This is a genomic window from Rothia terrae (genome assembly GCF_012396615.1).
Classification (GTDB): Bacteria; Actinomycetota; Actinomycetes; order Actinomycetales; family Micrococcaceae; genus Rothia; species Rothia terrae.
On record NZ_JAAXPV010000004.1, the window covers coordinates 40417 to 63386 of the forward strand.

17 protein-coding genes and 1 riboswitch are annotated in these 22970 nt (G+C 52.4%); of the genes, 12 read left to right on the forward strand and 5 right to left on the reverse strand.

The genetic code is table 11. The features are described 5' to 3' along the window. The first annotated feature begins 53 nt into the window (after nt 1-53). From HF984_RS03310 to gatB, 8 genes are all read left to right on the forward strand, one after another. Nucleotides 54-515, forward strand: a complete 462-nt coding sequence (locus tag HF984_RS03310) for a YdbT family protein (protein ID WP_168614263.1) — start codon at nt 54-56, stop codon at nt 513-515. 166 nt (nt 516-681) lie between these two features. Then, a complete protein-coding gene (locus HF984_RS03315; protein ID WP_168614264.1) occupies nt 682-1818 on the forward strand; it encodes an adenylate/guanylate cyclase domain-containing protein in 1137 nt (378 codons plus the stop codon). Further along, a complete protein-coding gene (locus tag HF984_RS03320) occupies nt 1815-2891 on the forward strand; it encodes a PP2C family protein-serine/threonine phosphatase (RefSeq protein ID WP_168614265.1) in 1077 nt (358 codons plus the stop codon). Before HF984_RS03315 ends, HF984_RS03320 begins: the two co-directional genes overlap by 4 nt. Nucleotides 2892-2924: 33 nt before the next feature. Next, nucleotides 2925-5198, forward strand: a complete 2274-nt coding sequence (ligA, locus tag HF984_RS03325; RefSeq protein WP_168614348.1) for an NAD-dependent DNA ligase LigA — start codon at nt 2925-2927, stop codon at nt 5196-5198. Between the two features lie 612 nt (nt 5199-5810). Continuing rightward, nucleotides 5811-6548 (forward strand): transglycosylase family protein, encoded by a 738-nt coding sequence (locus HF984_RS03330; RefSeq protein WP_343947435.1) that lies wholly within the window; start codon nt 5811-5813, stop codon nt 6546-6548. Between the two features lie 205 nt (nt 6549-6753). Further along, nucleotides 6754-7050, forward strand: a complete 297-nt coding sequence (gene gatC / locus HF984_RS03335) for an Asp-tRNA(Asn)/Glu-tRNA(Gln) amidotransferase subunit GatC (RefSeq protein WP_168614267.1) — start codon at nt 6754-6756, stop codon at nt 7048-7050. Between the two features lie 7 nt (nt 7051-7057). Further along, complete coding sequence (gene gatA / locus HF984_RS03340) at nt 7058-8641, forward strand: Asp-tRNA(Asn)/Glu-tRNA(Gln) amidotransferase subunit GatA (RefSeq protein WP_168614268.1); 1584 nt, start codon at nt 7058-7060, stop codon at nt 8639-8641. Between the two features lie 5 nt (nt 8642-8646). Then, a complete protein-coding gene (gene gatB, locus HF984_RS03345; RefSeq protein WP_168614269.1) occupies nt 8647-10152 on the forward strand; it encodes an Asp-tRNA(Asn)/Glu-tRNA(Gln) amidotransferase subunit GatB in 1506 nt (501 codons plus the stop codon). Nucleotides 10153-10867: 715 nt separating this feature from the next. Here gatB and HF984_RS03350 read toward each other — a convergent pair. The 3 genes from HF984_RS03350 to HF984_RS03360 are packed head-to-tail and all read right to left on the reverse strand — an operon-like array spanning nt 10868 to nt 14985. Beyond that, entirely contained in the window at nt 10868-11806 is a 939-nt protein-coding gene (locus HF984_RS03350; protein WP_168614270.1) for a hypothetical protein, read from the reverse strand. Beyond that, nucleotides 11793-12794: a hypothetical protein gene (locus HF984_RS03355; RefSeq protein ID WP_168614271.1), complete on the reverse strand. Its 1002-nt coding sequence runs from the start codon at nt 12792-12794 to the stop codon at nt 11793-11795. The genes HF984_RS03350 and HF984_RS03355 overlap by 14 nt, the downstream gene beginning before the upstream one ends. A gap of 1 nt (nt 12795) precedes the next feature. Further along, nucleotides 12796-14985: a S9 family peptidase gene (locus tag HF984_RS03360; RefSeq protein ID WP_168614272.1), complete on the reverse strand. Its 2190-nt coding sequence runs from the start codon at nt 14983-14985 to the stop codon at nt 12796-12798. Nucleotides 14986-15326: 341 nt separating this feature from the next. Then, a riboswitch (SAM riboswitch) is annotated at nt 15327-15437 on the forward strand. A 115-nt stretch (nt 15438-15552) separates the two neighbouring features. Between HF984_RS03360 and HF984_RS03365 the strand changes: the two genes are divergently transcribed. Further along, nucleotides 15553-16899, forward strand: a complete 1347-nt coding sequence (locus tag HF984_RS03365) for an O-acetylhomoserine aminocarboxypropyltransferase/cysteine synthase family protein (RefSeq protein ID WP_168614273.1) — start codon at nt 15553-15555, stop codon at nt 16897-16899. Nucleotides 16900-16944: 45 nt separating this feature from the next. Continuing rightward, nucleotides 16945-18180, forward strand: a complete 1236-nt coding sequence (gene metX, locus HF984_RS03370; protein WP_168614274.1) for a homoserine O-acetyltransferase MetX — start codon at nt 16945-16947, stop codon at nt 18178-18180. 82 nt (nt 18181-18262) lie between these two features. Here metX and HF984_RS03375 read toward each other — a convergent pair whose 3' ends face one another. Then, complete coding sequence (locus tag HF984_RS03375; RefSeq protein WP_168614275.1) at nt 18263-20101, reverse strand: GH25 family lysozyme; 1839 nt, start codon at nt 20099-20101, stop codon at nt 18263-18265. Nucleotides 20102-20391: 290 nt separating this feature from the next. On the opposite strand from HF984_RS03375, the gene HF984_RS03380 reads away from it, so the two are divergent. Next, entirely contained in the window at nt 20392-21081 is a 690-nt protein-coding gene (locus HF984_RS03380; RefSeq protein WP_168614276.1) for an alpha/beta hydrolase, read from the forward strand. A gap of 71 nt (nt 21082-21152) precedes the next feature. On the opposite strand, the gene HF984_RS03385 is transcribed toward HF984_RS03380, so the two are convergent. Continuing rightward, nucleotides 21153-21377 carry an RNA-binding S4 domain-containing protein gene (locus tag HF984_RS03385; protein WP_190724198.1) on the reverse strand — a complete coding sequence of 75 codons (225 nt, stop codon included), beginning with the start codon at nt 21375-21377 and terminating at the stop codon, nt 21153-21155. Nucleotides 21378-21537: 160 nt separating this feature from the next. Here HF984_RS03385 and HF984_RS03390 point away from each other — a divergent pair, with 160 nt between their 5' ends. After that, nucleotides 21538-22920: a glycine--tRNA ligase gene (locus tag HF984_RS03390; RefSeq protein ID WP_168614277.1), complete on the forward strand. Its 1383-nt coding sequence runs from the start codon at nt 21538-21540 to the stop codon at nt 22918-22920. Nucleotides 22921-22970 lie beyond the last annotated feature (50 nt).

The window sequence follows — 22970 nt, forward strand, 5'->3', positions numbered from 1 at the left end:
AGCGTCCTGGTTTTGAGCAATTACCCAGCAATATTGACTACAGTGATAAGGCTATGAAATTAAAAACAGAGCTGGTAGAACACGAAAGGGTGCTAACCGCTACTCGAATGCATCCGAAAGCCCTTGCCGGGGCAGGGCTCTATGTTTTGCTTGCTATTGTTTTGGCTAGTTTTGCTAGCACTGTTAAACCGGCCTCGCTGGTGTTAGCCACAGTGGTTTTTATTGCGGCGGCGGTTGCTTTATACAAGGCAGCTGAACGCTGGGTGCACTGGTTGCGCCGCCAGTATTTCTTGACCAATTACCGTCTGATTCTGATGGATGCGGGTCAGATGCAGGCATCGTTGCCGCTTGATCGCATCCGCGGTATGAATGTTCAGATGCACCGACTCAAAGGCGCCGGTGATATTGTGGTTGACGCGTTAGGTACCACTCATCGTGTGGAATGTGTTCCTGTGCCCCAGAAATTTTCTCGTTTGACGCAGTCTGCTCAGCAGAAGTTTTTAAGTAGGGCGTAAAGTTTATAAGACGGCTGTCGGTCATTGTTAAGGTCAAAAGACAAATAACAAACACGGTCCGTCTCTTATCAGCACTAAGACTCTATGTGAAGTATTGTGGCTCACATCGGCTAAAATTGGCGTAGCGTTATTGAGCGATACATCGAGACAAGACATATGAAAGGTTATGACAGTGGACGAAAAGGCAGAAGAAGGTACCGTAAACCTTCCCGTCACTGGTCCGGCCACCACTGCGCTGAACTTTCTTTCTAACCGAGCGCAAAATAATGTGTACCGCAGCGATGCCGCTAAAGCAGGCATCCGCGAGTTAGAACGCGTTCTCCTCGGACAAAATCGCACTCTGCGCCGCCGTGAGACCGCTGAATCTGCGGGAGTTTCGTTGCTATCGGCTCGCAAAATTTGGCGAGCACTGGGTTTTCCCAACGTCAGTGATGACGATAAGTACTTCACCGAACTAGATGCCGATGCCCTGCGTCGCATTACGGGCTTGGTGCGAGAAGGCGTGGTGACAGAAGACGGCGCCATCTCCATCACCCGTTCGGTGGGGCAGATGATGGACCGCATGGTCGCGTGGCAGGTCGAAGCGCTTGTTGAAGACATGGTGGTCAACGGTGGCAAGACCGATGCCGAAGCGCGAGAAGAACTACTTACTATTTTGCCCGAGTTCATTGATGAGCTTGAGGAAATTGCGGTCTACGGTTACAGGCGTCAGCTCAACGCTGCGGTGCTTCGTTTAGCGTTGCGAGCCGAGAAAGAAAACAGTGTCACAGATCAGAATGCTCTGCCCCTAGCTCGCGGTATCGGTTTTGCTGATCTGGTCTCATACACCTCGCTCTCTCGCCAGATGAACGAGAAAACGTTGGCTTCGCTGATTAAGTCCTTTGAGCAAAAGTGCGCCGAGGTTGTTGCAGTGGGCGGCGGACGCATCATCAAGACCGTGGGCGATGAAATCATGTTCTTGACGGAATCACCCGAGGCAGGCGCACGTATTTCTCTAGCGCTATCAAAGATGATTCGTGAGAACCCCGACCTTCCTGAAGCTCGTGTGGCTTTTGTCTGGGGACGCGTGCTACCTCGTCTGGGTGATGTGTACGGTCCGACCGTCAACCTTGCCTCGCGTTTGGTAGCCTTAGCTGAACCGGGCGTGGTTCTCACTGACGACACCACCGCTGAAACCATTGAAAACGACGAAAAATTTGTGCTGATTCCTCAAGGCGTACGCAACGTACGCGGGTTTGGCAACGTATCACCCGTGGCAATTACCCCGGGTATTGGTAATGAACTGGAGATAGATTTCGAATGAGCACCCATTCACACCTGACGATTTTTACGGGTACTGCAACGGATAAGGGTGCCTTTCGCGATAATAATGAAGACGCTTTGACCGTGGCGGGCACCCTTGCTGTGGTTGCTGACGGTATGGGCGGGCACGAGGCTGGCGAAGTTGCTTCGCGTCTTGCTGTGCGTACCCTGTCGTATTCGCACCTGTTTACGCAACCCGGTGGTATGACCGAAGAAGAGAACGAGCAGGCACTTGCCGATATGGTGGCCGAGCGTGAGGCTCAAAAGAGTGAGACCACGTCCTCGTATCGTTCACGCAAACGCAAGAACACCACTGCGCTCAACGAGCAGATCATGAAGACACTTGAGCGTTTGCGCGTGATTATTGGCGAGGCAGACGAATCCATTAAGACCACCTTGAACCAGCGTGCAGGCACCACCTTGACCGGCGCATGGCTCACCTACATCGGTGACCAGAATATGTGGTTTATCTTCAACGTGGGCGACTCTCGCACCTATCGCCTGGTGCGCGGTGAAGACCTCGAAAAGACAGCGGATTCTCTCTCGCTCTCCGGCGAACTCGAGGGCGTAGGTCTAGAGCAGATTACTGTTGATCATTCCGAGGTTCAGTACCTGGTTGACACCGGCCAGATTACCGCGCTCGAAGCCCTGACCCACCCGCGTCGTAACGTGATTACTCGAGCTTTGGGAACCGGCAATTACTGGGAACCCGACTTCTGGGTTATTCCGGCTAAGCCTGGCGACCGACTCATGATGTGCTCCGACGGTCTTTCGGGGGAACTCTCACACAACTACATGGCGCGCGTGCTGGCCACCGTTGAGCACCCGCAAGACGCCGCAGATGTTCTGCAGACCGCTGCTTTGCGAGCCGGTGGACGCGACAACATCTCTGTGGTGGTTGCCGATGCGATTACCGAAGAAGAAGCTAACCGACGTGCTGCTGAACTGAAGGCTCTAACAGCCACCGAGTCTCACCAGATTGTAGAAGACGCCAACGAGTACACCGTGACTCACACCGCTACCCCTGATGATCCCCAGATTGTTTCGGAGCGCGAGCTGTCTCACGAGCAGTAAGAACACGTTTTGTGAATGGCCGGGCACGCCGCAATGCCCGGCCATTTTTCTATTCTCACCGCGTCCATAGGGCACAATAGTGAGAGAAGAACAGGAAAAGAGGTTACCGTGGCTATTGATCCCGCAGATACCGTCGAGAACATTACCGATCGAGAAAAAATTGAGGGACCGAGCGTCAGCGAGGAGCTCAAGGAACGCTACGACGATTTGGCTGATCGTGTGCGTAATGCTCGTACCGAGTACTACGTGAACGATGCTCCGACCATTTCGGATGCGGCGTATGACGCCCTGTTTAAAGAACTTGAAGAGTTTGAGGCACTGCACCCTGAGCTGGTGGCTAATGATTCGCCTACTCAGGAGGTAGGTGGCGAGGCCTCTGCGGCTTTTGCGCCGGTGCAACATATTTCTCGGATGTACTCGCTCGAGGATATCTTCTCTCTTGAGGAGCTCGAAGCTTGGCTGGCGAAAACCGGTGAGAACGCGCGTCGTATTGCGGGTGAGAAGACGCGGTGGCTGACCGAGCTCAAGATTGATGGTTTGGCGATTAACCTCTATTACCGCAATGGAAAGCTGGTGCGTGCGGCTACTCGCGGTGACGGCTATACCGGTGAGGACGTTACCCACAATGTGCTGACTATTAAAACTATCCCCACTCAGTTGGCGGGGGAGAACCACCCTGAAGAGCTTGAGGTGCGCGGTGAAATCTTTATTTCATCCGCTGATTTTAAGGCGCTGAATGAACGCATCGTAGAAGAGGGCAAGGCTCCTTTTGCTAACCCTCGTAACGCTGCCGCTGGTTCGTTGCGTCAGAAGGATGCGGCGGTGACAGCGTCTAGGCCTCTGAGTATGTTTGTGCACGGTATTGGTATTCACCCGGGGTTAGACCTCGCGGCACAGTCTGAGGTGTACGATCAGCTCGAAGCCTGGGGTCTGCCGGTGAGCCCGTATACGAAGTTGCTCGATACGTCAGAAGAGATTTTTGAGTTCATTGCTCACTTTGGTGAGCACAGGCACGATCTGGTGCACGAGATTGACGGCATTGTGATCAAAGTCGATGATTTTAGGACGCAGAGTCAGCTGGGTTATACCTCTCGCGTGCCGCGTTGGGCGGCGGCGTACAAGTACCCGCCTGAAGAGGTGAACACTAAGCTGCTCGATATTTTGGTGAGCGTTGGACGCACCGGCCGAGTAACGCCGTTTGGTATGATGCAACCGACGAAGGTCGCTGGTTCTACGGTGTCGATGGCGACCTTGCATAATCAGGACGTTGTGAAGGCTAAGGGTGTTCTGATTGGTGATACCGTCGTGCTTCGTAAAGCTGGCGATGTGATTCCTGAAATCGTTGGACCTGTGGTGGCTTTGCGCGATGGCACTGAGCGAGAATTCGTGATGCCCACGGAATGTCCCTCGTGCGGTGAGCCGCTGGCTCCAGCTAAAGAAGGCGATATCGATATTCGATGCTTGAACGCTAAATCGTGTCCAGCTCAGCTCATGGGGCGCATCTATCATATTGGTTCGCGTGGAGCACTGGATATCGAGGCGCTGGGCGAAGAAGCAGCGCGTGCTTTAACGGCTCCTGCTGAGCCTGGTACCGCGCCTCTGACGAGCGAGGCTTTCCTCTTTGATCTCAAGCCTGAGGACCTGGCGGACGTTCGCATTGAGCGAGAGAAGAAAGAGAAGGGAGTTGCTACGGGTAAGACCGAGCGTGTTCCTTACTTCTATACGCGAGGTACGGCTAAAAAGCCGTCCGCCCCTTCTCGTAATACTGAAAAGCTCTTCGAACAGCTTGAAAAAGCTAAGCAGCAACCGCTGTGGCGCGTCCTGGTCGCACTTTCTATCAGGCACGTGGGGCCTACCGCCGCGCGCGCTTTGGCAACCGAATTTGGTTCTATGGACGCAATTCGCGAGGCGAGCGTAGAGCAACTGGCAGCCGTTGACGGGGTAGGGCAGATTATTGCTGACTCTATTACCGAGTGGTTTACGGTGCCGTGGCACCGTGAGATTGTAGAGCGCTGGGCAGCTGCCGGGGTTCGCATGGAAGATGAGCGAGACGTCTCCATCGAACGTACGTTGGAGGGGCTGACGGTGGTGGTGACCGGTACACTCGAGACCTTCACACGTGATTCTGCCAAAGAAGCGATTATCGTTCGAGGCGGTAAAGCATCCGGTTCAGTCTCAAAGAAAACGGACTACGTGGTAGCCGGTGCCTCGGCTGGATCTAAGCTTGGAAAAGCCGAACAGCTGGGTGTCAAAATCTTGGATGAAGCCGGGTTTGAGCAGTTACTTTCGACCGGCTCTGCGTCATAAAAAGCGAAGTTACGTGGGTTAATGTCACGTAATTTGTCCCCATAGGCGGGGAATAAGATGCTGAATAATTAAGGGCGATGCGGTGTGTGTAGTGATGCGCAACACCGCATCCTGCCTTAAAAATCGAGGAAAATTGACCGCCTGAGGCGTGCTTGCGAAAAATATTTAAAATTTTTTTCGCGATCGACAGCCGGGTGGAACCGGGTGTTTCTCGTACATCTTTTGGTCACGATTTGATAACAAAAACACCCCGGAGTGACGCGTGTTCCCGCGCTTTAAGGAAAACACCTGTGATGGTAATCGCGCGGAAAATACCAGAAATTTAGACAACCTTAAAGTCTGTGAGGTGGAACAAGGTTCACGGTTTTGTCTCAAAAAGAGGTTGGCAAAACGAAAATCGTTACAGTATCGTTATCAACGAGAAATCCGCTCCCTTTTGATAGGGAGAGTTCGAAGCAGGAAAACTTCGAACGCATGCTGGGTTTTGCCGCACACCTGATGTCGTCTACAGGGCAGAACCTAAACACATGAAACCTAAACTTTATAAGGTAGACGACAGCGTGAAGACGTCCAGGGATGGAACGAGCGCAAGGTGGCCTTCTACGGAGCATTGTGAAGACTACTTCCAACATTCGTCGTTCAGCACTCGTACTGGCATTCGGTGGCGCAGCAGTTGCAGCATCACTGACCCCCGCTAACGCAGCATCAGAGCAGACCTGGGACGCACTGGCACAGTGCGAGTCCGGTGGCAACTGGGGCATCAGCACCGGTAACGGCTTCTCAGGCGGTCTGCAGTTCACCCCTTCAACTTGGGCAGCATTCGGTGGCACCGGTTCACCTACCACTGCTTCAAAGGCTGAGCAGATTCGCGTTGCTGAAAACGTATTGGCTGGTCAGGGCTGGGGCGCATGGCCCGCTTGCTCAACATCACTGGGCTTGACCGCTGCTGATGCAGCTGGTGCACCTAACGTTCAGGCACAGGCAGAGTCAGTTGCTCCTGTACAGGAAGCTCCTGCTGCTCCCGTAGTTGAAGAAGCACCCGTTGTTGAAGCTCCTGCAGCTCCCGTAGTTGAAGAAGCACCTGTTGTTGAAGCTCCTGCAGCTCCCGTAGTTGAAGAAGCACCTGTTGTTGAAGCTCCTGCAGCACCTGTTGCAGCTGCTCCTGTTGCTCCCGTAGCAGTAGCACCCGTTGCTAACACCTACACCGTAGTTGCAGGTGACACCCTGTCAGAAATCGCTTACGCACACGGCTACAATGGCTGGGAAGCACTGGCAGCAGCAAACGCTGACATCATCCCTAACCCCGATGTAATCGAGGTTGGCCAGGTTCTGATCCTGCCCGCTCTCTAATCTTTGAGAGTAGCTTTATATAGCTTTTGAGGTTCCCGTGCTCTATGAGCACGGGAACCTTTTTATATGCCCGCTAGGAAGCGTCCTGCGCGGGGATTAGTTGAAAAACTCACCTTTGCGCCGGTGGCTGACGTCCAGAGTGGGAGAATCAAGCGGCGGCGGCTAAACTTGGGTAGAGAAAATCAAACGAGTGTACGGAGAATTTATGTCTGCCATTACACGTGAGACAGTTGCGCACCTTGCGGAACTGGCTCGCATTGAAATGAAAGACGATGAACTTACAGCTTTGGCATCAGAGCTTGAGATCATTGTTGAGTCTGTGAAATCGGTATCGGACGCCGTCTCAGACGATATTCCTGCAACCAGCCACCCGCTTCCTTTGCAGAATGTTTTCCGCGAAGACGTCGTTGGCAACACCTTGACTGCTGAAGAAGCGTTGGACGGCGCTCCGGATGCAGAAGACGGCAAGTTCAAGGTTCCTGCAATTCTGGATGAAGGCTAGGGATAAAATGACTGACATTATTAAACTCTCCGCAGCTGAGCTAGTTGCAAAGATGGAGTCCGGTGAGCTTACCTCGGTTGAGATTACTCAGGCTCATATTGATCACATTATTGCTACCGACGGTCAGCCTCTTGACGCTGACAACCGTGCAGCGGGCAAAAGCGGTCTGAACGCTTTCTTGCACCTGAACGCTGAAGAGGCGTTGGAAGTAGCTCGTGGTGTTGATGAGGATCGCGCAGCGGGTAAGGAACTTCCTGCTCTTGCCGGTGTTCCGATTGCTATTAAAGACTTGATTGTGACCAAGGGTCAGCCCACCACCGCAGCATCACGTATGCTCGAAGGTTGGATGAGCCCTTACGATGGTACCGTCACTCAGAAGGTTCGCGAAGCTCGCATGCCGATTCTGGGTAAGACTAACCTCGATGAATTCGCGATGGGTTCAACCACCGAGCACTCAGCTTTCGGCGTTACCCGCAACCCCTGGTCGCTTGATCGTATTCCCGGTGGCTCCGGCGGCGGCTCTGCTGTAGCTGTTGCTGGTTACCAGGCGCCTTTGGCGTTGGGTACTGACACCGGTGGCTCAATCCGTCAGCCCGCTGCGGTGACCGGTAGCGTCGGCGTGAAGCCTACCTACGGCTCAATTTCTCGCTACGGTGTCATCGCTATGGCATCTTCGCTTGATCAGGTGGGGCCCTGTGCGCGTACCGTCATGGACACCGCACTGTTGCACGAGGCTGTTGCAGGTCACGATCCTTTGGATTCCACCTCACAGAACCGCCCGGTAGGCAACTTCGTTGATGCTGCTCGCGAGGGCGCCGCAGAAGGCGGTCTCAAGGGCCTGCGCGTTGGCGTTATCAAGGAGCTTTCAGGCGAAGGTTTCCAAGAAGGCGTGCTCAACCGTTTCAACGAGTCTCTGGAGCTTCTCAAGAATGCTGGTGCTGAAATCGTTGAGGTTTCACTGCCGTCTGTGAAAGAAGCTATCGGCGCCTACTACCTGATTATGTCTTCTGAGGTTTCTTCAAACCTTGCCAAGTACGACGGTGTTCGCTTTGGTCTGCGTGTGCTTCCTGAAGAAGGCCCGATCACCATCGAGCGCGTCATGAGTGCTACCCGCGCTGCTGGTTTTGGTGACGAAGCTAAGCGCCGCATCATTCTGGGTACCTACGCTTTGAGTGCAGGCTACTACGATGCGTACTACGGCTCAGCTCAGAAGGTCCGTACCCTCATCCAGCGTGACTACGCAAAGGCATTTGAAGTAGCTGACGTTCTGGTATCACCCACCGCTCCCACCACGGCTTTCAAGCTGGGTGCAGAGTCAAAGGGCGACCCCATGGCACTGTACAAGGGTGATATCGCAACTGTGCCCACCAACCTGGCTGGCGTTCCGTCGATCTCACTGCCTGCTGGTCTTGCAGATGAAGACAGCCTGCCCGTTGGTATTCAGTTCACTGCGCCGGCACATGAGGACGCTCGCCTGTACCGCGTCGGTGCAGGACTCGAGGCTCTGCTTGAATCACAGTGGGGTGCACCCCTGCACGAGCAGATGCCTGACACTCTTGAACTTATCCGTGACTTCGATTTTGGAGCGTAAGGTACATGTCTGACGAAATTTTGTCATTTGAAGAAGCCATGGAAAAGTACGATCCGGTACTTGGCTTCGAGGTGCACGTAGAGCTCAACACCGCAACCAAGATGTTCGACGCTGCTCCCAACGGCTTTGGTAACACCCCGAACACCAACATCACCCCGGTGTCCTTGGGCCTGCCCGGTGTGCTTCCCGTGGTCAACGGCAAAGCTGTTGAATCATCCATCAAGCTCGGTTTGGCTTTGGGCTGTGAAATCGCTCCGGTTTCGCACTTTGCGCGTAAGAACTACTTCTACCCGGATACTCCCAAGAACTTCCAGACCTCACAGTTCGATGAGCCTATCGCTGCTAACGGTTCGATTGATATCGAGCTTGAGGACGGCACCGTCTTCACCATCGATATTGAGCGTGCGCACATGGAAGAGGACGCTGGCAAGCTGACTCACATGGGCGGCTCATCGGGTCGTATTCAGGGCGCTGAGTTCTCACTGGTTGACTACAACCGCGCGGGCGTTCCGCTGGTCGAAATCGTTACCCGTCCCATCGTGGGGGCAGGGGAGCGCGCACCTGAGCTGGCTCGTGCCTACGTTGCCGCTATTCGCGAAATCGTGAAGAACCTTGGCATCTCGGACGCTCGTATGGAGCGCGGTAACGTGCGTTGCGACGCTAACGTTTCGCTCATGCCCAAGGGCACCACCGAGTTCGGTACCCGTACTGAAACCAAGAACGTGAACTCACTGCGTTCGGTGGAACGCGCTGTTCGCTACGAAATTCAGCGTCACGCAGCTGTACTGGAATCGGGTCAGAAGATCGTTCAGGAAACCCGTATGTGGCACGAGGATACCCGCGAAACTACCGCTGGTCGTCCTAAGTCAGATGCTGACGACTACCGTTACTTCCCTGAGCCTGATCTCGTTCCCGTAGTCACTGACGAGGCATGGATTGAACGTCTGCGCTCAGAATTGCCTGAACCTCCTTCAGAGCGTCGCAAGCGTTTGAAGACCGACTGGGGCTTCTCAGATGAAGAGTTCCGCGACGTTGTCAATGCCGGTGCTATGGACGCTATCGAAGAAACCGTGGCCGCCGGTGCACCTGCATCAGTGGCTCGTAAATGGTGGATGGGCGAAATCGCTCGCATCGCGAAAGACCGCGAAGTCGAGCTCACCGAAACCGGCGCTACACCGCAGACAGTTGTTGAGCTCAACAAGCTCATTGAAGCTAAGAAAATCAACGACAAGATTGCTCGCCAGGTTCTCGGTTTCGTGGTTGAAGGCGAAGGTGAACCCGCTGAAATCGTTGAGAAGCGTAATCTTGCCGTAGTCTCTGACGACGGGGCCCTGAACACTGCCATTGACGAGGCTCTTGCTGCGATGCCCGATGTCGCAGACAAGATTCGCGCAGGTAAGGTTCAGGCGGCAGGCGCTATCGTTGGGCAGGTCATGAAAGCAACTCGCGGTCAAGCTGATGCTGCTCGTGTACGTGAGCTGATTCTTGAAAAGCTGGGAATCGAAAACTAAAGTTTCTCGATTCTAAGAGACGAATGCCGGTAGCTGTTACTCAGCTACCGGCATTTAGCAATTAACAATAAAGAAATAAAAGAATATGGGCTCCTTAACCGCGAGTACAGAGCGGTTAAGGAGCCCAGCTGAGACGATTGAACAAGGGGAAGTCAATCGCAATATTCTGAGTTAGTTTGGCTACGAACGATTGAACTAACTCTTTGAAACGATGGTCACTAATGTTCGCACAAACCTAGTAACCATGAGTTACGGGGGAAGACGCCAGGGGAGGGCGCCTTTGAATCACCAGACTAGCGAGTAGGAGAAAATAAAAATAGCGCATTTTGGGGTTTGATGCACCGTGGAAATCAGAATTCTTTCGAAGAAGAGCAAGATGAGGTGAACTTGCCTTTGTCGCGATATTTACTGATTTTATATTTTTATTTATCGATTCGCTAGAACCTGTGTCTGCTGATCCGCTGTAAGCAACCGGTCGTGAGTACTGCGATCGCTACTTACCTAATGAGTGTAAAGAAGATTCTGTCGCGCTTATGTCGCAGAGCGTTGAATTGTTATAAGACGTAATAATTTACTGATTAGCAACCGGCAGTTTTGTGACGCCAGTGCGGTTTGATGGCGATGATATCTTCAGTATTTTATTTAAAATAAAAATAAATAATTTTTAATTTTAAGTTGTTGTTCAATGAACAAATAATTAATGACCTTTGAAACTCTACCAAGTAATACTGACGACCTCGTTTTCGAGGGCTGAAAAGTACATAGACCACCTGTTCTGAAGGCGATTGAAGTCGGTGATATCTGTAGAGTCTAAAGACCCCATCTTCTGGCGATGAATCCTGAATTCGCACTGATCGTGCTCCGCCTGAACTCGAAGTGCTGTCGCATGATATTTACCGACAAAAGGTAGATTAATGGCATGTGTTGCATCCTTGGTGGAAGTCTCAATATCTAATTCCAAGGTCAAAACAGCGTGGGATAACGGAGCTAAGGGTTCATCTAGTTCCAAAAGCCAGTGGCCTTCATCGCTGATCTGTGTTGCAACGCATCCTGTTGCTTTACATGTTCCGGCTCGCGATGAAGGCAAAATTACAATGACCGAGCTACAACCTAGCTCCAACGATGCAATGACACAGTTAATAGATAAGGTTGAAAGCTCTTCTTCTCTCACTGAAACATCGATGAAAGCATGATGTACGGATGCTTGAGGAAACTCTTGAAGATACGCTAGGGCGCTGGAAGACAATGCATTTTCTTGACTTAGCTGAGCCAACAATTTTTCTACAGTTTTTGGCTCAAATTCAAAAGCATCAGCAAAAAGATGAATAGTTGAAGGGGTGATACTTTGTCCCGCAAGTGCCCTGCGTACCCGATCTTTATATTGTGCAGGAGGTGTATCGACACCGTAGATGCGCCGCTGGCTTTCTGCGATAACCCTGGAGATGGCGCGGACGCTTAGTTCACCTTCTTCGACTTTGGCTGACTCAGGATAGTGCTGTTGCATAATCTTCATAGCTTCAGGCTGAGCAATAATCCGACGCAGCAAAGTGCTAGTGAGCACCATGGACGATACGCGAACATCTACATTAAGCGATAGAGTCGGGGCGGAAGCAGGCATGATATAAAAACTTTCTAAATGTTCAGCTAATTTCATGTGGAGTAGGAGTTGCGTCCCAGATGAATCCAAAAGCAGTTTTAAAAAGTAAAGGATAAAAGGCTGTGAAAGTCAGCGAACTGTTATCCTCCATTGCACGCGTCACCATTTTTTCGTGATCTTTGAGCGAGCGCCATACATTCCGGGTCAAATTCTTTGGTGCTTCTTCAAATTTCAGGATCAACGTGAGGTTGTAATGCGGAGTGACAAACGGACCAAGAGTCGCCTGATTAATGTATTTCTTATCAGTTCCATCCGGTGTAGAAGTCACCAATAAGTCGTCGAGCCCTTCATTGAGATCACACTGGTAACTTACCTGATGAATCTCTCCTTTGTAGAAGACTCGTGGCAACTTGATTTTCAACGCCCAGATACTGTTGTTCTCGTTATAAGTCTCACCATCAGATTCATTGACTTCAACAAGTTCACCTCCGAACAGCATCGTGGTCTGGTTCATGCCAGCACTCTCGAAAAGAGGCGAGATAAAACGAGTCTCTTCAACATCAATTTGAACTGTTTCTGTTACCTCAAAATGAGTGATAAAGCCGCATTTATCGATATGCATGACAAAGGTGATGCCCAATGAAACATGGTTTTCTTCTCGTTCGGGCAGAAAACCGCCTTTGCGAACCTCCTGTTGTAAATGCTGACTCTGGTATCGGAAGGCCACCGCACGCCGAAGTTCTTCTGATTCCTGGTGGGTAAATTCAAAAGCTATATCGAACAGATCTACAGTTTCATCGGTGAAAACATCACCTTTTAAGGCACGGGCGACCCTATCTTTAATTTGTTCTGGGCTGTGCTCTTTTCCGGTCTTATCGGATAACTCATAAGCCATAAAAGTAGCCACGGCACGCTGGTTGATACCGTTTCCCCTGCGCCTTTGAACAAAAGGTCCCCATTTTTCTCTATAGGGAGAACGCGAAAGAAGGGAGGTAATAATCGTGCCAGGTAAGACAGATGCTTGTTCTGAGGTTAGATTTTGCATCTCATGCCTTTGTATCTACTGCTAAAGGGCTGAGGTAAGTGAGTAAGAAAGCATAATCCCAAGCAATCTCGTGCCAGCGAGTATACCGTCCAGAACCGCCTCCATGTCCGCCATCCATCTCAATTTTGAGAAGGGGAGTAGGGGAGGTTGCGTCTATGGTATGACGCAATTGAGCTACCCATTTGGCGGGCTCTACGTAGAAGACCCGAGTGTCATTTAAGCTGGTGACGGCGGCGATTGGCGGGTACACCACAGGACGGATATTTTCGTAAGGAGTATACGATTTCATGTATTCGTATACTTCGGAGGACTCTATAGGATTACCCCATTCTTCCCATTCAAGGGCGGAGAGAGGTAATTCGGGATCCAAAATGGTGGTGAGGGCGTCTACGAAAGGAACCTGTGCCACTGCCGCGCAGTATTTTTCGGGTGCAAGGTTCAGCGTCGCGCCGATGAGCAGGCCACCCGCTGAACCGCCCATTATCGCGATTCGTTTTTCGTCAACCCATTCTTGGCTAGCTAAGAAATCTGTGGTTGCCACGAAGTCGGTGAAGGTATTTTTCTTGTGGAGCTTTTTGCCCTTGAGATACCAGTTTCTGCCGAGTTCTCCGCCGCCGCGAATGTGAGCCACCACGAAGATAACGCCGCGGTCTAGGAGGGATAGGCGGGTTATGCCAAAGACAGGATCCATCGAAGCCTCATAAGAGCCGTAGCCGTATTGCAAAATGGGGTGCGGCACCGTCATGTCTAAGTCAACGCGGTGCATGACAGATAACGGAATTGAGGTACCGTCATTGGATGTCGCCCACAGGCGATAAGCAGTGTAGTTCGCTGGGGAGAAATTTCCGAGAACCGGTGTTTCCTTGCGCAGAATAAGTTGGTTGGTTGCGGGAAAGAAATCGTAGACGCGGGTGGGGGTTACCCAAGCTTCGTAATTGAATCGCACGACCGGAGAATCTGCTCCGGCACTGGAGAGTGAGCAGGTATATAGCTCATCATCGAATCCAGCCGGTTCAAAAAATACAGGTGCGTGACCGAAAGATACGAGTTCTTGGAGCTGAGGGAGAGGGCTAAAGAACAATCGACTTGTAGTGTTAACTCGAGCTGAAACCACCAGGTGAGTGGCGCTGAGAGTGGCTCCCTCAACACGGATATCATCGCGATGCGACATAACGGACTTCCACTGTGCGCGGTAGACGTTGAAATCTTCTGACGCAGGGTAAGGCGCTAATACAAGTTCAGAATTGACCGCCTCAAAATTGTGGCAAATCAACAGATAATTCTGATCATTAATTGTTACCGGTTCAACGCTGTACTGAACCCCCTGGCTACGGGCAATGACTGGCGTCGCGGAATTATTGAATGTATCAAGCTCAGCGAAGGGAACAACATAAATTTCGGAAAATTCACTATTTCCGGAATCAATAAGAAGAGCCGACTTATCAGCTGAAATTTCAGCACCGAGCCACATGGTGACATCGGGTTCGTCGAAAAGAACAGTATCGTTCTTTGCAGAGCTGCCCAATGTGTGACGACGCACCTGATAAGGACGCCAGGAATCATCAGCAACAGTGTAGATCAGCGATGTCGCATCCGGTGTGAGAAAAGAACCGGCAAAAACATTGTCGATAGTTTCATTGAGTATGGTCTGGGATGCGCAGTCGTAAAAGTGCTGGGTAAAACGCTCATCACCGCTGGCATCCACCGAAAAAGCGATAATTGAACCGTCCTCAGCCGGACTAAAAGAACCAAGAGAGAAAAATGGTAAGTTTTTAGCGAATTTGTTGCAGTCTAAAAGCACCGTCTCGTGAGCGATAGTCGAACCGGGTTCGATCGTGGGCGGAGTGAAATTTTCCGTATCGGTGCCGTCGGTACGGGCAGGAACGCGACACAGCACAGGGTATTGCTCACCTTCAACTGACCGCGAGTAATACCACCAGTTACCTTTGCGCTGAGGAACAGACAAATCGGTTTCTAGCGTCCGCTCTTTAATTTCTTTAAAAATAGCCTCGCGCAAAGACTGCTGGTGAGCCGTGACCTGCTCGGTAAAAGTATTTTCAGCGGTGAGATAATCAATAACTTCGGGGTTCTCTTTATCTCGAAGCCACTCATACGAATCCGTGAACGAGTCACCATGAAAAGAGCGGACGCTTGAGACTCTCTTAGGCTGCGGGGGATGGGGAGACGACATGATGGTGTAGCACCTCTATCTCATTGAATCGATGAAAAGTATTGATCTTTGACTATATAACTACAGGATAACGAGGAATATCCCTGAGTGAGCAAAACTGGCTCAAGCAAACGCTTGCGTCGTGACTATCGTGTTGGTGTACCCAGCGAATAACTATTTTTGTTCGGATGCGTCGCAAAGAGAAAAACCTTGACCCTCAAAGTTTGTATATACAACTATATTCACATGCCGATGTGTCGAACGTTTTTCACACTGCGTAACACAACACGTAACGTTTACACATTAAGAAACTTAGACGCGTTTCTTGACCCTCCATACCGCTGTGCGAAAACATAGAGGCAGGTCATGAGAGCCAGCACTAAGCCCCAGCTAGCTGGTCGGCAACCCTCACCGCGGTGGGGTGCCCTGGGTGAAGACCTGGCGTGAAATATACCATCACGCAAGCGCGGGCTGGATGCACAGAACAATTCAGTGCACCAACTTTTCGGTTCTCACCGGATTCTCTGGCATGTAGCCCCCACACAAAGATCATTGACGTATTACGCAACTTTATGGGAGCTCACCATCATGGCAGATAACGCTACAGTACCCACCCCCTCAAATCCAGCTGGCTGGAAGTTTGAAACCCGTCAAATTCACGCAGGGCAAGAGCCTGATGCTGCAACCGGTGCACGCGCGCTACCTATTTACCAAACCACGTCTTTTGTTTTCAAAGACTCAAAGCAAGCGGCTGACCGATTTGCACTCACTGAACTTGGTCCCATCTACACCCGTTTGAACAACCCCACTCAAGAGGCAGTTGAAAAGCGCATTGCTTCGCTTGAAGGCGGCGTGGATGCGTTACTGCTCGCATCAGGACAGGCCGCAACAACCTATTCGATTATCAACGTAGCTGGTGCAGGTGATCACATTGTTGCGTCGCCTTCTCTCTACGGTGGTTCATACAACCTGCTCAAGTACACGCTGAAAAACTTCGGTATTGAAACCACCTTTGTTGAAGATCCCCGCGACCTTGACCAGTGGAAGGCAGCAGTTCGCCCCAACACCAAGGCATTCTTCGGTGAAACCCTGCCCAACCCGCGCGGTGATGTATTTGATATCGAAGGAGTAGCTGGAATAGCTCACGAAGCCGGCGTGCCGCTGATTGTCGACAACACCATTCCTACCCCTTACCTGCTGCGTCCTATCGAATGGGGGGCAGACGTCGTCGTGCACTCCGCCACCAAGTACCTGGGCGGTCACGGTACCTCGGTGGGTGGCGTTATCGTTGACTCCGGCAACTTCGACTACAGCAAAGATCCCGAGAAGTACCCACTGTTCAACACTCCTGACGAAGGGTACGGCGGACTGGTTTATGCCCGGGATCTCGGTCCGGACTCAGCATTCGGTGCCAATGTTTCGTACATCATCAAAGCACGCGTTGGGCTCCTTCGCGACCTCGGATCGTCCATTTCACCGACCAATGCTTTCAATATCGCAATTGGCATCGAAACCCTGTCATTGCGCGTTGAACGCCACATCCAAAACACTCACAAAGTTGCAGAATTCCTTGAGGCACACCCTCGCGTCGAATCGGTGACTTGGGCAGGTCTGGAATCGTCACCTTATTATGAGCTGGCGCAGAAGTACATTCCCAACGGCCCCGGCGCTGTTCTCGGATTCACCCTCAAAGACGCAGATGCCCCCACCGCGCAAAGCTTCGTTAACGCGCTTTCCCTGCACTCGCTACTGGTCAACATCGGCGATGTGCGCTCGCTTGCTGTGCACCCGGCATCCACTACCCATTCACAGTCATCTGTTGAAGAGCTCGAAGCAATCGGAATCAACCCCGCCTTCATCCGACTCTCAGTGGGTATCGAAAATATCGATGACATCATCGCCGACCTCGAATTGGGCTTCTCAGCAATCAGCTAGCGAGCTCTCGTAGCGCAACACCGTCACCACGCAAAGGAGCGAAAATTGACGATCCACTCCCACGCCGAAACCACAACCGTTGAACCACTCAACGGGGTGTTGCGCTACACCGATATTGGCGATGTTCACCTAGAATCCGGTGAAGTGTTGCCCGATGCCACGCTTGCCTATGAAACCTGGGGCACTCTCAACGAAGACGCTTCCAACGCGATTTTGATTCTTCACGCCTTGACCGGAGATACTCACATTTCTCGCGGGAACGTCAGTGACAGTGCGGACGCGGCGACGCGCGCCTATGCTGAGGCACCAGGCTGGTGGGAGGGAATTGTAGGCCCCGGTTCCGTGATTGATACCGACAGGTACTTCGTCGTTTCGCCCAATATCTTAGGCGGATGCTACGGCTCAACCGGTCCGGCAACCCCTGCACCGGCATCCGTAGATGCAAAACGCAAGCCGTGGGGATCGCGTTTTCCCCGCCTGACCATTCGCGACACTGTTCGCGCGGAATCCCTCCTTGCAGACCAGCTGGGAATCGGCTCCTTCAAATACGTGATTGGAGCTTCCCTCGGTGGAACGCGCTCGCTGGAATGGGCGGCCTGCTTTCCCGAACGCGTCCGCGGATGCGCCGTCATCGCCTCGGCACCGAGCGTCACCGCCGATGTCTTGGCATGGGGGCACATCCAAAACCTTGCGATTCGCCAAGACCCAGACTTCAACGGCGGAGACTACTACGAAGGCAAGGCCCCCGAAACCGGGCTTGGCCTGGCGCGACGCGTCGCTCACACCACCTACCGTTCAGCTGCCGAACTTGATTTTCGCTTTGGTAGAGAGCCACAGCCAGAAGAGGACCCTTTCGCGCCCGGTCCTAGCCCGCGAGGCAGGTACCAGGTAGAAAGCTACCTTGACCACCACGGACACAAAATTACCCAACGGTTCGATGCCAACTCCTACCTCAGCATCAACGAGGCAATGATGAGCCACGATATTGCACGCGGTCGCGGCAGCCTGAAAGACGCGCTCGCTGACACACGGTGCCACTGGCTGATCGCCTACGTAGATTCAGATAGGCTCTTCACTCCCAGCGACTCGTTGATTCTTGCCGATGCGGTGCCGCAGCCCGTTGAGCCCTATGTGATTCATTCGCCCTCTGGTCACGATGGATTCTTGATAGAAACTCAGCAGGTTGAAAAAATTCTGCGTCTGGCTCTGGGCGATCAAGAAGACCAAGAATCTTTTCAGAAAGAACAACAGACCACTGAAGACGTAGAAAACGCCGCCTAAGGTTTTCTCACTCAGCTCTTAACAAAGGGACGCGGGGCGCCTACAGGACCCCGCGTCCTGACGTATTTAATGTGTGGCCGTATTACTTCACGCGACGAACACCCTGAGATTCAGTCCAGGTAAGCTCGGCACCGGAAGTGAACTTCAGGTGAGTTTTACCGTCTGCGCCTCGGTATTCATCGGTGGTGGGAAAGCCCAAGGTATTGATATAACCGTTGCGTACCCAGTAGTAGTACAAAGCGCCACGAGAATTTAGGGCGTGAGCGCCACTTTGTCCAGACCAGTAGACGCCGGTTTCACGTCCGTTGCCGTTGCCGAAGTAAACCGCGGCACCGTTGCCAACTGGGAACTCATCGGTGATGGGCTTGCCGTAACCGCTAAAGTTGCCCGAGGTCATCCACTTAGCGTGAATTGCCCCTCGCTTGTTCATGGAATGCGCACCGTATTGTGAGCTCCAGTAGAAAACGGTTTCGCGGTTATTAATCGAGAAGCTAGCAGAAGCGCCGTCGGCAAAGTCCGCCTCATCGGTGGTGGGGTAGCCATAGGTGAGCAGACCACCCTCGTCAGCCCACTTATTAAAGATTGCGCCGCGACCGTTCAGGGCATGTGCGCCAAAAGCTGAGCTGGAATACACAGCGGTGTTCTTGCCCGTGCTCGGCTGCACAAACCAGGCTTTTTTACCGCCGTTAGTGAATGGAACCTCATCCATGGTGGGGTAGCCCCAGTTCTTTTCAGCACCGGTGGCGCGGTAACGCTGGCCAATAGTGGTAGCCCAGTCAACGCTGTACGCACCGTATGAGGGGTGCCAATAAATCGACTTATTTTTTGAGAAATCTTGAGCTACACCGTTGTTAGCGGTTTTGTACTCAGCGCTAGTGGGTGAACCGTAAGTGTTCTGGGCACCGGTTGCGCGGTAGTGATCACCAATAGCACCTGCTACAGAGTAAATAGGCTGAACCGGTGTGGTTGCTTGAAGGCGCTGCGTGCTGATGTTTTTGTAAGACGCGTTGGACGCGAAGTCAGCTAGCTGCTTGAGGTCGCCGTTGAAGACATTGGAGTCACCGGAGAAAGGACCCGAGGCGCTGTACTGCCAAATGTCATAGGTGCTGTATCCCGCAGGCATCCGACCGGGTGAGGAGGTGCCTGAGTATGAAGCGATGTGTAGTGGCAGGTGGGAGAACGCGGTGGCGTTGTTGGTGCATTCGCTCCACCAGCTGGTGGTGGTGTAGAGAGCGGGGTAGCGGCCGGTGAGGTTGCGGTACTCGTTGACGAATGAGCTGATCCAGCTGATCATTTCGGTAGGGTTCATGTCGTAGCACATATCGCCCAGGTCGCTGTAGGGGTTGTGCTCTATATCGAGAAGTCCCGGAAGGGTCTTGCCGTCGTTGGTCCAGCCGCCGCCGTTAGCCACAAAGTAGCGGGCTTGTTCAGCTCCGGTGGTGTCGCTGGGAATAGCGAAGTGGTAGGCACCTCGGTACATGCCCTGATCTGCTGCGCCGGTGTATTGAGAGTTGAAAACCGGGGAGCGGTAGAAGGTGCCCTCGGTGGCTTTGATATAGGCAAAGCGTGCGCCTTGGTTGTATTCTGCCTGCCAGTTTACGTTGGGCTGCCAGCCTGAAACATCCATACCCAGGATTCCGGTGCCGGTGGGCGAAACAGCTGCTGCTTGCGCAAGTTTCTGATCGGGTTCCTGCGACGCGGGCGAGAGGTGATCTACATCGGAGAGCTGTTTTTGGCTTTGGCCCATGGTTGCACCTGGATTGTTATCGCCTTCGCGGGGTGGTGCAGAGAGTTTCTGCGGAGTGTCTGGAATGCTTGATTCTTGTGTGTCTGTAGGAAGAGCGGTAGCACCTGCGAATGATGAGACGGTGCATGATGCGACAAGAAGTGTAAGCAGAGAGTTTTTCAGGGGACGTTGCATAGTGCGAGTGAAACTTTCACCGGGGGACGGGGAACAAAGTGTATTTCAACGAACAAGAGAAGGTAATGTGCTTTTGTTTCTTGGCTCGTTGAATACGGTCTGACGCTGAACGTCAATGAGTGGGGTATCAGTTACCAGCGTTGACCTCAAAACAGTATAAAGAACTAGAAGTTCGGTGGCTATAGATAGCAAGTGGAGACTTTCAAATTTAGGGTGTGAGCTATACCTCGAAATATTTGATAAAGAAAGTATGGTTGAAGTAAGCAGAAGGTATCTGAAAGAATTATGGGATGACATATACCGTTGAATACTCAAACCGCCCTGAAGAACGCGAAGGAACTCACCTGGTTCTTCTGTTGCACGGCTTTGGATCTCACGAGCGTGACTTGTTGGGGCTGACTCCGCATCTTCCCAACACTGGGATCACGTATGCGGGTATGCGCGCTCCTCAGCCTGTAGGCGCGGTTCGTGAAAGCGATGATGCTGTCTCCGCTGTTATTCCGGGGGCTGCCACGGGGTATCAGTGGTGGCCGCTGACCGGAGGGGTCACAAATGCTGCTACCGATCATCTGGGCGTGAAGCTCGCAACCCAGTACGTGGTGGAGTTTCTGGAGAGCATTCGAGAGATGTACAGCGGAATCACTTTGCTCGGTTTCTCGCAGGGTATGGCCATCTCAACCTCTGTTGCTCGTCACCGTCCCGATCTTGTAGCAAGCGTCATTGGCCTGAGCGGTTTTGTGGTTGACGGTGCAGAAGAGTTCTTCAACGATGAAGAGCTTATTCAGAAGCAGATACCGCTGTTCTACGGACGCGGGGATTCCGACCCCGTGATTCACGCCGACAAAGTCGCTTTTACGGATGCGTGGCTACCCGGCAAGGTTCAGCTCGACTTCCACCTATACCCCGGTCTTCCGCACGCGGTTAACGCCGAAGAAATCGGTGATGTGACCGCGTTTATTGAGAAAAACGTTCTGAACTAACAGCTACTTCCGCCCTTAAAACAAAGGATGCGCGCTCCTGCTTGGCAGGGAACGCGCATCCTTTTTAATACTTAGTTCTCATGGACTACTTTTACCGTAACCCCGTTGAGAGTAACGGTGTCGCCGGCATGAAGCTGTTTACCGCGAGCCTCTTCAATCTGACCGTTCACCTGAACTAGCCCGTCCTGAATAACCTCGCGGGCGTGCACACCGTTTTCTACAAGGTTAGCCAGCTTCAAAAACTGGCCAAGACGAATCATCTCGTCACGAATAAAAACTTCTTCAATATTGCTCATGCCACTACTCTAGCCCACCACCTTGTGCGCTAATCACTGGTAATCTAGTGGCACGCATAAATCCCCGGCTATATTTCATCGGGGTAGAACTATGCGCCTAAGACATCAATATGAGACTCGCACACCACATCCAGTGGTGGCGCGAGAAGGAGTGAAACACATGGCACCGAAGTCAAAGCTGGATAACGTCATTACGCTGGCAAAGCGCCGCGGATTCGTTTTTCAGGCGGGTGAAATCTACGGCGGTACCCGCTCCGCATGGGACTACGGCCCCCTCGGTGCTGAGCTGAAGGAAAACATTCGCCAGCAGTGGTGGCAGACTTTTGTTCGTTCACGCTCAGACATGGTTGGTCTTGATTCTTCCATCATTCTGCCTAAGGCTGTGTGGGAGGCGTCCGGTCACGTTGCTACCTTCACCGACCCGCTGGTTGAGTGCCTTTCATGCCATACCCGCCTGCGTCAGGATCACTTGATTGAGGCGTTTGAAGCTAAGCACGGCAAGTCACCTGAAAACGGTATGGGCGATATTAACTGCCCCAAGTGTGGCACCAAGGGCCAGTGGACTGAACCGCAGAACTTCTCAGGTCTGATGAAGACCTTCCTCGGTCCCGTTGACAACGAAGAAGGCTTGCACTTCTTGCGTCCTGAAACCGCGCAGGGCATCTTCGTGAACTTTAACAACGTGGTCACCGCTGCCCGCAAGCGTCCTCCCTTCGGCATTGGCCAGATCGGTAAAGCTTTCCGCAACGAAATCACCCCGGGTAACTTCATCTTCCGCACCCGTGAGTTCGAGCAGATGGAAATCGAGTTCTTCACTCACCCCGAGGACGCCCCCAAGTACTTTGACCAGTGGGTTGAGGACTGCTGGAACTGGTTTGTTGATCTAGGCATTAACCCCGACAACATGCGCAAGTTCGATGTTCCTGAAGACGATCGCGCTCACTACTCAGCGGGCACTATCGACCTTGAATACAACTTCGGTTTCCAGGGCAACCCCTGGGGTGAGCTGATGGGTGTTGCAAACCGCACCGACTATGATCTCGGTGTTCACAATGCACACTCCAACGCAAAGCTCGAGTACTTTGACCAGGCCTCTGGCGAGCGCTACGTTCCCTACGTGATTGAGCCGTCCTTCGGCTTGACCCGTTCAATGATGGCGTTTTTGGTTGACGCTTATGTTGAAGATGAAGCGCCTAACACTAAGGGCGGCGTTGATAAGCGCACCGTGCTGAAGCTTGATCCTCGTTTGGCTCCTGTAAAGGCTGCTGTTCTTCCGCTGTCAAAGAAAGAAGACCTTGTTCCTACCGCTAAGAAGCTGCAGGAAGAGCTGTCGAAGAACTGGAACATTGATTACGATGACGCCGGTGCAATTGGTCGCCGTTACCGCCGTCAGGACGAGATCGGTACTCCGTTCTGCATCACCGTTGACTTTGACACCCTCGAAGACAACGCTGTGACTATCCGCGAACGCGACACCATGACTCAGGAACGTGTCTCGCTGGATCAGGTGAAGTCATACTTGGCTGGCAAGCTGGTTTGCTAAGTTATCTCAGACGCTAACAAGGACGCCTGCCCTCCCGTATTTCGGGGGAG

Excerpts from the sequence above, each read along its gene's own strand:
- HF984_RS03310 (WP_168614263.1), top strand. The coding sequence starts at position 54 with ATGAAATTAAAAACAGAGCTGGTAGAACACGAAAGGGTGCTAACCGCT.
- HF984_RS03315 (WP_168614264.1), top strand. The coding sequence starts at position 682 with ATGACAGTGGACGAAAAGGCAGAAGAAGGTACCGTAAACCTTCCCGTC.
- HF984_RS03320 (WP_168614265.1), top strand. The coding sequence starts at position 1,815 with ATGAGCACCCATTCACACCTGACGATTTTTACGGGTACTGCAACGGAT.
- ligA (WP_168614348.1), top strand. The coding sequence starts at position 2,925 with ATGCCCGGCCATTTTTCTATTCTCACCGCGTCCATAGGGCACAATAGT.
- gatC (WP_168614267.1), top strand. The coding sequence starts at position 6,754 with ATGTCTGCCATTACACGTGAGACAGTTGCGCACCTTGCGGAACTGGCT.
- gatA (WP_168614268.1), top strand. The coding sequence starts at position 7,058 with ATGACTGACATTATTAAACTCTCCGCAGCTGAGCTAGTTGCAAAGATG.
- gatB (WP_168614269.1), top strand. The coding sequence starts at position 8,647 with ATGTCTGACGAAATTTTGTCATTTGAAGAAGCCATGGAAAAGTACGAT.
- HF984_RS03350 (WP_168614270.1), bottom strand. The coding sequence starts at position 11,806 with ATGAAATTAGCTGAACATTTAGAAAGTTTTTATATCATGCCTGCTTCC.
- HF984_RS03355 (WP_168614271.1), bottom strand. The coding sequence starts at position 12,794 with ATGCAAAATCTAACCTCAGAACAAGCATCTGTCTTACCTGGCACGATT.
- HF984_RS03360 (WP_168614272.1), bottom strand. The coding sequence starts at position 14,985 with ATGTCGTCTCCCCATCCCCCGCAGCCTAAGAGAGTCTCAAGCGTCCGC.
- HF984_RS03365 (WP_168614273.1), top strand. The coding sequence starts at position 15,553 with ATGGCAGATAACGCTACAGTACCCACCCCCTCAAATCCAGCTGGCTGG.
- HF984_RS03375 (WP_168614275.1), bottom strand. The coding sequence starts at position 20,101 with ATGCAACGTCCCCTGAAAAACTCTCTGCTTACACTTCTTGTCGCATCA.
- HF984_RS03380 (WP_168614276.1), top strand. The coding sequence starts at position 20,392 with ATGACATATACCGTTGAATACTCAAACCGCCCTGAAGAACGCGAAGGA.
- HF984_RS03385 (WP_190724198.1), bottom strand. The coding sequence starts at position 21,377 with ATGAGCAATATTGAAGAAGTTTTTATTCGTGACGAGATGATTCGTCTT.
- HF984_RS03390 (WP_168614277.1), top strand. The coding sequence starts at position 21,538 with ATGGCACCGAAGTCAAAGCTGGATAACGTCATTACGCTGGCAAAGCGC.